The sequence below is a fragment of the Winogradskyella eckloniae genome (assembly GCF_013249045.1).
In the GTDB taxonomy this organism is placed as follows: domain Bacteria; phylum Bacteroidota; class Bacteroidia; order Flavobacteriales; family Flavobacteriaceae; genus Winogradskyella; species Winogradskyella eckloniae.
On the sequence record NZ_JABRWP010000004.1, the window covers coordinates 274,091 to 288,115 of the forward strand.

11 protein-coding genes and 1 pseudogene are annotated in these 14,025 nt (G+C 30.4%); all 12 read left to right on the top strand.

Features of this window, described 5'->3' with window-relative positions; translation table 11 throughout:
* The first annotated feature begins 13 nt into the window (after positions 1 to 13).
* The 12 genes and pseudogenes from murJ to HNV08_RS08870 all read left to right on the top strand — a co-directional run bounded on the left by murJ (position 14) and on the right by HNV08_RS08870 (position 13,843).
* Positions 14 to 1,354, top strand: coding sequence for a murein biosynthesis integral membrane protein MurJ (gene murJ, locus HNV08_RS08815; RefSeq protein ID WP_173280884.1), 1,341 nt, complete (start codon positions 14 to 16; stop codon positions 1,352 to 1,354).
* Entirely contained in the window at positions 1,354 to 2,424 is a 1,071-nt protein-coding gene (locus tag HNV08_RS08820; protein WP_173280886.1) for a glycosyltransferase family 4 protein, read from the top strand. The genes murJ and HNV08_RS08820 overlap by 1 nt, the downstream gene beginning before the upstream one ends.
* Positions 2,421 to 3,614, top strand: a complete 1,194-nt coding sequence (locus tag HNV08_RS08825; RefSeq protein ID WP_173280888.1) for an O-antigen ligase family protein — start codon at positions 2,421 to 2,423, stop codon at positions 3,612 to 3,614. The genes HNV08_RS08820 and HNV08_RS08825 overlap by 4 nt, the downstream gene beginning before the upstream one ends.
* Before the next feature lie 43 nt (positions 3,615 to 3,657).
* The gene (locus tag HNV08_RS08830; RefSeq protein WP_173280890.1) at positions 3,658 to 4,374 is read left to right on the top strand and encodes a GDSL-type esterase/lipase family protein; all 717 of its coding nucleotides are present in this window, start codon (positions 3,658 to 3,660) and stop codon (positions 4,372 to 4,374) included.
* A 144-nt stretch (positions 4,375 to 4,518) separates the two neighbouring features.
* Positions 4,519 to 5,952: pseudogene (locus HNV08_RS08835) on the top strand (MBOAT family O-acyltransferase).
* Positions 5,953 to 5,955: 3 nt separating this feature from the next.
* On the top strand, positions 5,956 to 6,876 hold the full coding sequence (locus tag HNV08_RS08840) for a hypothetical protein (RefSeq protein WP_173280892.1): 921 nt from the start codon (positions 5,956 to 5,958) through the stop codon (positions 6,874 to 6,876).
* A 12-nt stretch (positions 6,877 to 6,888) separates the two neighbouring features.
* Positions 6,889 to 7,959, top strand: a complete 1,071-nt coding sequence (locus HNV08_RS08845; RefSeq protein ID WP_173280894.1) for a glycosyltransferase — start codon at positions 6,889 to 6,891, stop codon at positions 7,957 to 7,959.
* Positions 7,960 to 7,966: 7 nt separating this feature from the next.
* Positions 7,967 to 9,121, top strand: a complete 1,155-nt coding sequence (locus tag HNV08_RS08850; RefSeq protein ID WP_173280896.1) for a glycosyltransferase — start codon at positions 7,967 to 7,969, stop codon at positions 9,119 to 9,121.
* A gap of 17 nt (positions 9,122 to 9,138) precedes the next feature.
* Positions 9,139 to 11,043: an asparagine synthase (glutamine-hydrolyzing) gene (gene asnB / locus HNV08_RS08855; RefSeq protein WP_173280897.1), complete on the top strand. Its 1,905-nt coding sequence runs from the start codon at positions 9,139 to 9,141 to the stop codon at positions 11,041 to 11,043.
* Positions 11,044 to 11,048: 5 nt separating this feature from the next.
* A complete protein-coding gene (locus HNV08_RS08860) occupies positions 11,049 to 12,185 on the top strand; it encodes a glycosyltransferase family 4 protein (RefSeq protein WP_173280899.1) in 1,137 nt (378 codons plus the stop codon).
* A gap of 12 nt (positions 12,186 to 12,197) precedes the next feature.
* Entirely contained in the window at positions 12,198 to 12,818 is a 621-nt protein-coding gene (locus HNV08_RS08865; RefSeq protein WP_173281082.1) for a sugar transferase, read from the top strand.
* A gap of 26 nt (positions 12,819 to 12,844) precedes the next feature.
* A complete protein-coding gene (locus HNV08_RS08870; protein ID WP_173280901.1) occupies positions 12,845 to 13,843 on the top strand; it encodes a peptidoglycan bridge formation glycyltransferase FemA/FemB family protein in 999 nt (332 codons plus the stop codon).
* Positions 13,844 to 14,025 lie beyond the last annotated feature (182 nt).

A 14,025-nucleotide genomic window follows, 5' to 3' on the forward strand; every position in this document is an offset into this window, starting at 1 on the left:
CACTGAATTTGAAATGGGAGCTCTACTTCTTAAAAAAATAAGAGATAAAATTAACACGTCTTTAAGCAATCCACTTGTAAAAAGCATGTTGATTGTTGCTGTAATTGGTGTATTAATTAAGGCTATAGCATTCTATAAAGAAACTATTATTGCTGGTAGTTTTGGTTTAGGTACAACTATAGACACCTTTCTTGTAGCCATTTTAGTACCTACTTTTATCCAAAGTGTATTTATTAATTCACTTAAAAATCTGTTTATACCAAATTATATTGCTGAGTTAAAAAACAATGGAAATAAAGGAAGTTTTCAAGCCTTAATAATTTTGATAACGATTGGTATTTCAATAGTTTCATGTATTATCGCATTTTTTGGCACTGACCTCTTTCTAAATTTAGTATACTCTGAATTTCCAGAATCATATTATCCATTGATAAAAGCCCAATTATATTTTGTTGTACCATGTTTGTTCTTTTGGGGGATTTCTTCTGTACTAGCTGGACTGCTTGAGGTTTCAAATCGCTTTTTGGTAGCTACATTAGCAGAATTATTTCCACTACTTACTATGATTTTCTTCTTAATATTTCTAAAAGAAAATTTTGGACATATGGTTTTAGCTTACGGAACTTTTGCAGGAAGTATCATTGGATTAATATATCTTTTATTTTTTTCAATTAAGTTTAACGATTTTGCTTTAAGTAAGCCTGTAATGAATAAAAACTCAAGAATGATGGTAAGGCAATTACCACCTAAAATATCTTCGAGTTTTTTATCTGCAATGAATAACTATATAGATCAGTTTTTTGTTGGACAATTAGTCATAGGATCATTAGCGGCTCTAAATTACGGAAATAGATTACCGGCTTTTGGCGTAACTATAGTGATTATGGCCTTGGGCAGTGTTTTATTACCACACTTCTCTCGCTTAGTAAATGAAGATTTAAGATCTGCGTATAATCAACTTTTTAGAACACTAAAATTAGTTTTAGGAATAGGACTTATATTAATTGTAATTGGCATTTTTATGTCAGATTGGATAGTTGAGCTTTGGTTAGAAAGAGGTGAATTTACACATCAAGATACTTTAAAAGTATCAGGAATTCAACAAATTTTGTTAGTAAGTGTTCCTTTTAACCTTTGTACATTGGTAATGGTAAAATTCCTTACAAGTATTAATAAAAATAATTTTATGGCCTGGATTTCCTTAGCGAATTTGGTTCTTAATATTGTTTTAAATTTTATTTTGATCAAATACTTCGATGTTTATGGATTAGTAATGAGTACCACCATAGTGCTTATCTTGGGGAGTTTATTTTATTTTAGTTACACCTACAAACAATTTAAAAAAATACAGTAATGAAAATAGATTTTGTTGTCAATTCTTTGGTAGCTGGAGGTGCAGAACGAGTACTCATCCTTTTAGCGAATAATTTTGATAAAAAAGGACATGATGTAACAATAATTACTTTTAATGAACCTGAAGTTTTTTCTGCAAATCCTACTGTTAAGCGTGTAAGACTTCATAATGGCAATATAAAGAACCACACAATTAGAAGTACAATTAATTTGTACAAATATTATTCTAATAAAAATAACCGGCCAGATGTCCTAATGCCGTTTATGACTCAAACTAATTTTATTGGAGCTCTTATTGGTAAATTAAGAGGTCTTAAAGTTGTTTCGGCAGAACACAACAATCATTTAAGAGCAACTGATTTTATAGGCAAGCTTGCAAGAAAATACATGTATCGTAAATCTGATGCCTTAACAGTACTGACAAAATTTGATGAACAACACTATAAAAGCATAGGTGTTAATGTATATGTAATGCCCAATCCATGTACCTTCGATATTTATGAAGAATCTAAAAGAAATAGAAAAAAAATTATCCTTGCAGTCGGTGATTTAAATAGATATCATCACAAAGGATTCGATAACCTTATTCCCTTAATTACACCAGTACTAAAGAAAAACCCACAGTGGAAATTAAAACTAGTAGGTGGTGGAGACGATGGCACAAAATTATTAAAAGAATTAACCCAAAAACATCAAATCGAAGACCAAGTAATTTTTGAAGGTTACTCAACAAAGGTAGCAGAATTAATGACAGAATCAGAAATTTACGTACTATCATCGAGAACAGAAGGATTACCTATGGTTCTTACGGAAGCTTTTGCTAGAGGAACAGCATGCATTGCATTTGATTGTGTTACAGGACCTTCTGATATTATAATTCCTAATGTAAATGGAATATTAATTGAGGACCAAAATTATGATGCCATGGCTGAAAGTTTAGAAAAGTTAATGAATGATGCAGAACTTAGAATTAAACTTACAAAAGGAGGCGTCAATTCTTTAGATAGATATAAAATGGATGCCGTTTATAATAAATATTTGAATATTTTTGACGATATTTTAAATAAATGAAGAAAAGCCTAGTAACACATATTTGCTTTTTACTTCCGTTTGTATTGACCGTGTTTAATCTTCAGGTTTTTATAACTAGGTTAGTATCAACAGCTATTGCCCAAATCATGGCATATGGTAATTTAGGTTTGTTAATTTTAGGTGTTGCACTGACAATAAAAAAAAGAGGACCTCTTTCTAAAACAGCACGTTTGTGGATTATATTTTATTTAATTTATTTTCTGTTTGCAATTTTAGCAAGTGCAATTCATTTTAATCCAGCAAATATATTGGTGGCTATAATTCCTTTTATATATGTTTTGGCCTTTTACGTATATCTCAGTATACCAGAAAATAGAAAAATATTTAGAAATGTTGCGACAATCGCTTTTGTTCTATCCGGAATTTTAAGTATACATCTCTATAATATAAATTTTGACTTAGACAGAGGAGGAATTTATATGTATAAAATGGACCGATCTGGAGGGGTTTATGCAGATGCCAACAATACAGCTCTTGCTGCAATTATTTCATTTATTCTCGTATATAAACTATTTCAGCCGAAAAAAACAATATTAAAACTGTTTAAACTATTAGTTTTAGGAATTATGCTATATGGATTAGCATTAACCTTTTCTAATACTGGGTTTATGGTATTTATTATTTGCTTAGTTATGCTTAACCATAAGTTCTTTACTGGTATTAGACTAATTATAGGTGTTTCATTACTACCGTTTGTATACCTAGCATTGGCAAATTTAAATGTTTTAACTGCTGATTTAGACTTGGTTGGACAACAACGTGATAAAATAAATAATATAGTTAATATCGTTACATTTAATACTAGCGAAGTAGATGACTCCGGACGAAATGAACTGGTAATGAAACTTATTAACGATTACGTTTTCGAAAACCCAATAATTGGTAATGGTGTTGATTTTGCAATTTCTCAACATGCTCATAATACAATAATTGGTGTTTGGGCAGATGCAGGGATTTTTACTCTTGTGTTCTTTTTATATATGTTAGGACGTTATTTTTTAGAAACCATGAGAAGTGCGCCAGATATTAGATATTTTGTTTTACCACTACTATTAGTTATGTGTATTTTTATGCTGAGTTTACAAAGTGTTATTAATCAGACCTACTTAATGGCATTATTTGTATATATGGCTTATCTTATAGATGATAAGGATAGAGAACTTCTATAATTCTTATTATCAATTTATTTATGACTAATTAACACTTCATTTGATGAAACTAAAATACAGCATCATTGTAAACATTATTTTAATAATTGCCGTACTATTTATCTCGTATAAGACTGGGTTTCATAAAATTATTCTTAATAAATTTAAATTGACAACTCCTGTTGATAAGAACTACAAAAACAAATGGCAATATCATCATGAAATTGAACTTTATAAACACTACAAAAAACAAGCTAATGTTGTCATGTTAGGAAACTCTATAACATATCGAGCCAATTGGAATGAACTTCTAAACCGCAATGATATAGCTAATAGAGGTATCGGAAATGATATTACTGAAGGTATGCTTAATAGGTTAAACTATGTCTATAATGTTAATCCTCAAATTTGCTTTATTATGGCTGGGATTAATGATTTATTAGCAGGTATTGAAATAAGTGAGGTATCAAACAATATTGAAGCCATTATTGTAAATCTAAAAAACAATAACATAAAACCCATTGTATTTTCAGTTTTATACACATCAAAAGAACATATCAATTACAAAAACTTAAATACATCTATTACCAAATTAAATGAACGAATAAAAAACATTTGTTTAAATCACAATTGTCAATTCATAAATCTTAACACATCATTTTCAAAGGATTACAAACTTAAAAACGAATATTCTCTTGATGGTATTCACTTAACAGCATCTGGATACAGTCTTTGGAAAAACATTATAGACCCTATATTAAAACAAGAAATTAGTCGCTAAAATTTGATGATTTTTACTAAATCATGCAGATAGTAGTTTTTAATGTCCATTCAAAGAATAATTTTGATACTTTTGAGCACTTACAACATCTTTACCGTTCGGATTTATAAGAAATTGTAATGAAGACCCAAATTTTAACCAAATATGTTTTTTAATTCGATAGAATTTTTTGTATTTCTACCAATTGTTTTTGCCCTGTATTGGCTCATTGGTGGTAAAAATATAAAAACACAAAACCTGCTTATTGCTGCAGCCAGCTATGTCTTTTACGGATGGTGGGATTGGAGATTTCTTTCTCTAATACTTTTTAGTTCTTTAGTAGATTATTCAATAGGTATTGCGTTAGGGAAAAAGGATAAACCATCTACAAGAAAAGTATTGCTTTGGATTAGTATATGTGTTAACCTAGGATTTTTAGGCTTTTTTAAATATTATAACTTCTTTGTAGATAGCTTAATTAATTCATTTACATTTTTCGGATCAGAATTAAGCATTAATACTTTAAATATAATTCTTCCTGTTGGAATAAGTTTCTACACGTTTCAAACTTTAAGTTACACTATTGACGTTTACAATAAAAAGCTAGAACCTACAAAGGATTTTGTTGGCTTTATGGCCTTTGTAAGTTTCTTTCCTCAGTTAGTCGCAGGACCTATTGAGAGAGCAACAAACTTATTACCACAATTTTCTATTGAAAGACGTTTTGATTACAAAAATGCCGTTGATGGACTAAGACAAGTGCTTTGGGGATTATTTAAAAAAATAGTTATTGCAGATAACTGTGCAAAATACGCGAATATTATCTTTAATAACCATACCGAATATAACGGAAGTACACTCCTACTTGGTGCATTTTTCTTTGCTTTTCAGATTTACGGTGATTTCTCAGGATATTCAGATATTGCCATCGGTATTTCTAGATTATTTGGGTTTGAGTTAAAACGAAACTTCGCATTTCCATATTTCTCTAGAGATATTGCAGAATTTTGGAGACGATGGCACATTTCACTTTCTACGTAGTTTAGAGACTACCTATACATTCCATTAGGTGGTAGTCGTGGAGGTCTATCTATGAAAATTCGTAACACATTTATTATCTTTATAGTCAGTGGATTTTGGCATGGTGCCAACTGGACATTTGTAATTTGGGGTGCACTAAATGCCATCTATTTCTTGCCATTACTTCTTACTAATAAAAATAGAGTGAATACTAATTTAGTGGCTGAAGGCAAATATTTTCCAAGCTTTAGAGAACTATGGCAAATGGGAATTACCTTCTTTATTACATTAATAGCTTGGGTGTTTTTTAGAGCAGATAATGTTTCCCATGCTATTTCTTATTTGCAACATACCTTTAGTTCATCTCTATTTTCATGGGTAGAAATATTTCCGGCCACTATATTAGGTTTGGTACTTTTCTTTATATTGGTTGAATGGCTAGGAAGAAGTAATGAATATGCCATAGCAAAAGTAGATTTTTTGAAAAAACCACTGCGTTGGGCATTCTACATTCTACTGATAGTATTAATGTTTGCGTTTACAGGTGAAGAACAACAATTTATATATTTTCAATTTTAGATCATGAAAAAATTCTTAAAAAATATTTTGGTGTTTTTTCTTTTAGCTTTAATAGTTGGAGAATTTGTAGTTAGAGTAACCCATACCATGTCAGATATTCCTCAACGAACAATAGACGCCAACGGAATACAAAACTATTATCCTAATCAAGAAGGCTATTGGAAAGGTGGCGGGCATAAATGGAATATTAACAAACTAGGATGGCCTGGAATTTTACCAAAAAGCAATGACAATCTAATTTTAGTAATTGGTGATTCGTTTATTGAAAACTTTATGAATCCTAATGAGTGTCATCAATCTGCGTATTTAAAGCAGAACATGTCTAATTATAATTTCATGGAAGCAGGTCGCTCGGGTGTTTCACTTATTGAAGCCATGGAAATAAGCAAAAATTTAGACTCCTTAAAACCATTGAAATCATTGGTTTATGTGAATGATAATGATTTTTACGAGAGTATTGCTGAAGTAAAACCAATGCGCGATATAACGCAATTAAAACTTAAAGATGGTTCAATTGTTTTTGGTGAAATGAAAGCTCCAGTTTTCAAAAAAATACTATACAATTGGAAATTATTATATTATTTCTACACTAGGTTCCCATTAAGTAGTAATTCTAAAACTAATGAAGAACCGATTATTACCACAAATCAGAACAATCCTGCATTTAAATCAAAAACTAAGGTCGTTCAATTAATCAACTATATTGTAAATAATTATAATATTGAAAATAAGGTTTTAGTTTTTCATCCAAATTCAAATGCAAAAATCATAGAGGAATGTAAAAACGTTGGATTTAGAACTATAGTTTTAGATGACAGCAAGGACGATATAAGTTGGACCTTTGATTACGATAGTCATTGGACATGTTATGGACATGAACAAGTAGCAAAGCAAATTTCTAGTGCTTTATCAAAAAATAAATAAGCAGCATTAAAAATGAGTGAAACTAAAATCAAAATCATGTTTATACTTCCATCGCTAAGTGCAGGTGGAGCTGAACGTGTTATTTCTTTTGTCTCTCAAAGCATTGATAAAAATAAGTTTCAACCTTTATTAGTTGTTGCAGGATTTGAAAAAGACGCTGCATACGACGTGAGTAACGTAGATGTAGTCTATCTCAATAAGCCAAGAATTCTTACTGCTTTGCCTTCTATTGTAAATCATATAAAAAAGTACAAGCCGCAAGTTGTTGTTAGTTCTATTTCACATGTAAATACTGCCATGTCAATGCTTTCTCCGTTTTTTAAAAAAACCAAATTTATTGGTAGAGAAGCCACAGTATTAAGCAAAAGAAGCAATGAAAAGAAAACAAGACAATGGTCACCTCTTCGCTTATTGCCTAATGGATTTAAAAATTTAGATGCCATCATTTGTCAATCTGAAGATATGGCTGAGGATATGATTACTAATTTCAATATCCCAAAAAGTCATATTCATGTTATTAATAATCCTATTTCTAATTTACCAGAAGTAAAATCCTCTCAACCGTTTACAAATGTTAGAAAATTTATAACTGTCGGAAGATTAACTGAAGTAAAAGGACATTTAAGATTATTAGATATTCTTTCTAAATACAATCAACCCTTTAAATATACTATTGTAGGCGATGGTGGATTAAAAGAAGAAATTTTTCAAAAGGCAAAAGATCTAGGCATCATTAAAAATATAGAGCATGTTCCATTTACCAACAAAGTAAATGACTACATTTCGCAGCACGATTTATTTTTACAAGGGTCTTATGTAGAAGGGTTTCCTAATGCCTTATTAGAAAGTTGTGTTGTTGGCACACCTGTAATTGCATTTAAAGCTCCAGGAGGAACAAAAGAAATTGTAGAACCTAATATTAATGGCTATTTAGTAGACACAGAAGAAGAATATCTTGAAAAATTGAAACTTACTAAAGATTGGAATCCTGAAATCGTTAGAGAATCTGTTTATAAAAAATTTAATAAAGAAGTAATACTTCAACAGTACGAAGATTTATTTACTAATATTCTGAAAAAGTAAAGTCATAATGAGGTTAGGTATTTTAATATATTCATTATCAGGAGGAGGTGCTGAACGCGTTGTATCTTACTTAGTTTCATATTGTATAAAGAACAATATTGAAGTTCATTTAATTTTAATGAATACAACGATCTCATATACTATTCCAGCAAATACTAAAATACATTATTTAGAAACATCCGAAGGCCATGAAAGCGGCTTTAAAAAAGCGTTTAAAATTCCATTTTTAGCCTTTAAATACGCAAAATTGGTAAAAAAGCTAGAATTGACGCATAGTTTAAGCTTTTTAACCAGACCGTCTTTTATCAATGTCATTGCTAGCAAATTAACCGCTTATAAATTTAAAGTGATTACAAATGAAAGAGCCTTCCCTAGCCTACAGTATAGTTATAAAGGGTTTCAATCCTCATTTAATAAAACCTTAATTAAAACATTATATAAAAAATCAGATCTGGTAATTTCAAATTCTTACGGAAATGCTGGCGATTTAATAGATAATTTTGAAGTCCCTTCAGAAAAAATGAAGGTCATTCACAATCCAATAGATTTAAGTAAAATTGAAGCCGCTGAACCAAATACATCATTTTTTGATTCAGACAAATTTAACATCATTACTTTAGGACGATTAGATATTGGTAAAAATCACGAAATGCTTATCAGAGCAATTCACCAATTACAAAACCCTATATTGCGCTTATATATTTTTGGTGTAGGAGATTTAAAAGAAGAATTTGAGCAACTCATAGAAACATTAGATCTAAAAGATCAGGTTTTTTTAATGGGCTTTAGCGCTAACCCTTATCAATATTTAAAAACAGCTGATTTATTTATCTTTGGCTCAAATCACGAAGGTTTTCCTAATGTATTATTAGAAGCTATGGCGTGTGAATTACCAATATTAAGTACAAATTGCCAGTCTGGTCCAAGTGAAATCATGGAATTAGACAACGTTATTGAAGACATTATGATAACGGATTATGGTATATTGGTGCCAATTAAAAATAAAGACTTAATGGCCAAAGGCATTGGCTATTTTGTAAATCATAAAGCTTATGCTGATTCTTGTAGAGAAAACAGTAAAATTCGAATTAAGGATTTTGAAAAAGACAGCATTTTAAAAAAATATATAGATCTAGTAAATAGCACAACCATAGCTAATTAGACAAAACGAATTAAAGTATGTGTGGAATAAACGGTATTATTACAAAAACCAATAGAGACAAAGATGAAATTCTGTCTGTTCTAAACAAAATGAATGATTTAATCATTCATAGAGGACCAGATCAGGATGGTTTGTTTTCAGAAGAAAATGATAAATATACTGTTGGTATGGGAATGCGAAGATTATCTATTATAGATTTATCTTCTGGTAAGCAACCTATATTTTCAGACGACAAACAAATTGTAATTGTATTCAATGGAGAAATATACAATTACAAAATTATAAAGGCTAAATTACTGGCTGAAGGCGTAACCTTTAATACATCAAGTGATACCGAAGTTATATTAAAAGCTTATGAAAAATATGGTGTCGATGCTTTTAAAGATCTCGATGGCATGTATGGATTCAGTATTTATGATAAAAACATCAATAAACTATTTATAGCAAGAGATTTCTTTGGAGAAAAACCATTGTATTATACACATACAGATAAAGAATTTATTTGGGGATCAGAATTAAAGTCAATCATTAACACTATTGATTTTACACCTGAGATTTCAAAAAAAGGGCTAAATCTATATTTTAGATTAACCTACATACCTGCGCCTCATACAATATATGACAATATATATAAGCTTCAAGCAAATCATTTTATAGAATACGACTTAGAATCTCACAGTACAACAATTCATAAAATAAATGCAGAGCCAAAACCTGTAGAAGCCAATATTTCATTTGAAAATGCAAAAGCTAAAACCAAAGATTTAGTATATAAAAGTGTAGACAGCAGGTCTATTGCAGATGTTGGTTTAGGTACATTTTTGTCTGGTGGTGTAGATTCTTCAATAATTTCGCTCTGTTTAGCGCAATCTACAGATAGAAAAATAGATACGTTCTCAATAGGTTTTAAAAAAGCATCTTATGATGAAACAGATAAATCGAGAATTGTAGCCGATATGGTAAATGGAAATCATCATGAATTTATCATTGATGAAGATGATCTTAAAAATAACATACATGAAATTTTAGTGAATTTTGATGAACCATTTTCAGATACAGCAGCATTACCAACACACCTACTCTCCGAAAAAACAAGAGAGCACGTCACAGTAGCTTTAACAGGAGATGGTGGCGACGAAGTGTTTGGTGGTTACAACAAGTATTATGTTGGTAAAATGAACAAAAAATACACACGTGTAATGCCAAAAGGGCTTCATAAAACGGTGTCAAAACTTAGTAATAAGTATCTCATAAATAAGGACGATACGCGTGGTAAAAAGTTTAGAATAAATAAAATGCTAAATGCCATAAACTATGATGGCGATTTTTATTGGGATATCATTTCATTAGCAAATACAAGCAATCAACTTGCAGAGATTATGTCTCCAGACTATTTTGATGCTAATATTTTTAAAGAATATAAAGACGTACTAGGAAAACAAAAAATAGAAACTTTAACCGATTTTAGATCTGTAGATAAAATTCTAAGTTTAGAGGGCGGAATGCTGGCAAAAGTAGACCGAACAAGTATGATGACCTCTTTAGAATGTAGAGCTCCTTTTTTAAACAAAGAGTTATGGGAGTTTACCAATACGCTACCCGAAGATTACCTCATGCAAGGCTGGAGTAAAAAACACATTTTAAAAGAGGCATTTAAAGACCAGTTTCCTGATGAGTTTTTAGAAAAAAGCAAACAAGGATTTGGTTCGCCAACGGGTGATTGGTTAAGACAAAGCCTTAGAAAAGAAATAGAAAGTTACATAGAACCAGCATTGTTAAAATCTCAAGGAATTTTTAATGTAGAAATAATTACTAAGTTGGTTAAAGATCATTTAGATAGCAAAAAAGATAGCACCTTTAGAGTATGGTCTTTCTATTGTTTCCAAAAATGGTATAAGTTTAATTACTTAAAACAAAACTAATGGAAATGGAGAAAAAAAGGATAATGCTTATTGCTTCTTTAGACGGTTCTTTAATTCGGTTTAGAGGCGATTTTATAAAAAGTCTTGTAGATTCTGGCTTTGAGGTCTATACAGCTGCACCTGATTATACAGATGAATTTAGAGAAAAAATTAACAATTTAGGAGCCACGACATTAGAGTATAACTTACAACGTACAGGCCTCAATCCATTTAAAGATTTTAAGTCTATCTTAGAACTAAAGGCTTTAATGAAAGATCATAAAATAGATTTAGTTTTCCCGTACACTGTAAAACCTGTAATCTACGGCTCTATGGCTGCTAATATGTGCAAGATTCCTGTAATTTCTTTAATTACTGGACTTGGATATACATTTACTGGCTTGTCTACTAAAGCTAAAATTTTACAGCGTTTTAATGAAACATTGTATAAATTGTCCATTAGAAAAAATAGAGTTATCGTTTTTCAGAATAAGGACGACCATCAATTATTTCTAGACAGAAAAGTCATCTCTAAACAACAAAAAGTTGATTTTGTTAGTGGATCTGGTGTGAATCTAAATCAGTTTTCCTTTAAAGAGAAAAATGCAACAGATAAAGTTAGTTTCTTATTGGTAGCACGATTGATAAAAGAAAAAGGAATTGCATTATACATGGAAGCTGCTAAAATATTAAAAGCGAAGTATCCTAAGGCAGAGTTTCACTTAATTGGTGTACCAGAAACATCGCCTTCTGCGATTAGCTTAGATGACATTAATGATCTCCATGAAAAGGAAGTTATTGTTTTTCATGGCCCTCAAACTAACATTCCAGAACATTTAAATGCTAGAGATATATTTGTATTACCTAGTTATTACAGAGAAGGGTTACCAAGAACAACACTAGAAGCATGTGCCTGTGGAAACCCAATTATTACGACAGACTCTGTAGGTTGTAGAGAATCGGTAAAAGAAGGCATTAATGGGTTTTTAATAGAACCTCAAAGCCTAGATGCTTTAATCAAACCTATGGAATTTTTTATTACCAATCCTGAAAAAATTAAGGAAATGGGAAAAAATAGTAGAGAATACGCAGAAGAACGTTTTGATGTGAATATTATCAATAACGATTTAATCACGCTTATTAAACGTGAACTCAATATATAATTAATTATGAAATTGTATAGAAACTTTATAAAACGTTTGTTAGATTTTACAGCAGCATTAATTGGCTTAATAATTATCGCTCCAATATTTCTTATATTAATTATTATTTTAAGTATTTCAAATAATGGGAAGCCTTTCTTTTATCAAAAAAGAACGGGAAAACATGGTAAGATTTTTACAATCATTAAGTTAAAAACCATGAATGATAAAACGGACGCTAATGGCGAATTATTACCAGCATTAGAGCGCGTTACTAAAACAGGAGATATTTGTAGAAAGTATTCACTCGATGAAATTCCGCAACTCCTTAATATTCTTAAAGGTGATATGAGTTTAATAGGTCCTCGCCCACTACTCCCTGAATATTTGCAACATTACAATAAAGAACAAAATAGAAGGCACGAGGTAATGCCAGGAATTACAGGTTGGGCACAAATCAATGGAAGAAATACTATTTCTTGGGAAGAAAAATTTGAATATGACGTGTATTATGTAGACCATCAATCTTTTCTGTTTGATTTGAAAATTTTATGGCAAACATTCTACAAAGTGATAAAGAAAAGCGATATTAATAGCTCTGAAACATTAGACATGCCAATGTTTACAGGTACAATACCTAAAGAAGACAATTAATTATTTTTTACAAAGCGTTAGTAATAATGAGGGAAATTACAGAAAAAAACGAATGGAATTCTATTTTAGAACACATAGAAAATTACGATTTTTACCATACATATGAGTACCACAATATCTCAAAAATTGAAGGCGAAACTCCTGTACTATTAACTTATACAAACGGAGACTTAATTGTAGCCTTACCAATGTTATTGCGATCAATTGCTAACTCATCGTATTATGATCTTACCTCTGTTTATGGTTACGCTGGTCCTATTTGTAATGCAGACGTTAATTCTGTAGATTTCAAAGAGTTCAAAACAGCATTTAATACGTACTTAGAGCGTAAAAATATTATTTCAGTTTTTAGTCGATTACATCCATACCTTCAACAAGATGAAATTTTAGAAAATTTAGGAACTACAGCAAGTTTAGGTGATGTGGTTAATATAGATGTTTCCTTACCAATTGAGCAATCACGTATGGCTTACGGAAAATCTAATAAAAACCAAGTCAATAAGTTAAGAAAACAATGTGAAATTGTAAAAGCGCAAACTAAAGAAGAAATTTTAGAATTCGTAGATATCTATTACGAAAACATGAAACGTCTCAATGCTAAAGAAAGTTATTTTTTTAGTAAGGCCTATTTTCTAAATTTTATGGAAATTAATGATTTTCAGACAGATATATTATTAGTAAGGCATTTGGAAACAAATACGTTTATCGCTGGTTCCATGTTTGTAAAAACAAAAAACATTGTTCAGTATCACTTATCTGGTACACGTACGGAATATTTAAGACTAAAACCTTCGAAATTATTTCTTGATGAAATGCGTATTCAAGCTACAGAGCAAGGGTTTAAAGTGTTTAATCTAGGAGGCGGCTTGGGTAGTGAACATGATTCATTATTTGAATTTAAAGCCTCATTTTCTAAAGATTTTAGAACCTTTAAAGTTTGGAAATATATTGTTAATCAACAAGTGTATAATCAACTATCAGAAGGTAAAGCTGACACGGATTTCTTCCCTAAGTATAGATCCTAAAAGTGATTTATTATTAAACAGTAAAACTTTTTTCTTTAGATTTCTTCTTAAATATGAGCAATATTTAAGCGTTTACATATCATAAAACACGCTTTATCAATAGCTTACCACTCTATTGCTACTGTTTTTAATCTGATAAATATACACTTAATTATGGCATGCTTCTTATATGTCGTTTAAAA

Excerpts from the sequence above, each read along its gene's own strand:
- murJ (WP_173280884.1), top strand. The coding sequence starts at position 14 with ATGGGAGCTCTACTTCTTAAAAAAATAAGAGATAAAATTAACACGTCT.
- HNV08_RS08820 (WP_173280886.1), top strand. The coding sequence starts at position 1,354 with ATGAAAATAGATTTTGTTGTCAATTCTTTGGTAGCTGGAGGTGCAGAA.
- HNV08_RS08825 (WP_173280888.1), top strand. The coding sequence starts at position 2,421 with ATGAAGAAAAGCCTAGTAACACATATTTGCTTTTTACTTCCGTTTGTA.
- HNV08_RS08830 (WP_173280890.1), top strand. The coding sequence starts at position 3,658 with ATGAAACTAAAATACAGCATCATTGTAAACATTATTTTAATAATTGCC.
- HNV08_RS08840 (WP_173280892.1), top strand. The coding sequence starts at position 5,956 with ATGAAAAAATTCTTAAAAAATATTTTGGTGTTTTTTCTTTTAGCTTTA.
- HNV08_RS08845 (WP_173280894.1), top strand. The coding sequence starts at position 6,889 with ATGAGTGAAACTAAAATCAAAATCATGTTTATACTTCCATCGCTAAGT.
- HNV08_RS08850 (WP_173280896.1), top strand. The coding sequence starts at position 7,967 with ATGAGGTTAGGTATTTTAATATATTCATTATCAGGAGGAGGTGCTGAA.
- asnB (WP_173280897.1), top strand. The coding sequence starts at position 9,139 with ATGTGTGGAATAAACGGTATTATTACAAAAACCAATAGAGACAAAGAT.
- HNV08_RS08860 (WP_173280899.1), top strand. The coding sequence starts at position 11,049 with ATGGAGAAAAAAAGGATAATGCTTATTGCTTCTTTAGACGGTTCTTTA.
- HNV08_RS08870 (WP_173280901.1), top strand. The coding sequence starts at position 12,845 with ATGAGGGAAATTACAGAAAAAAACGAATGGAATTCTATTTTAGAACAC.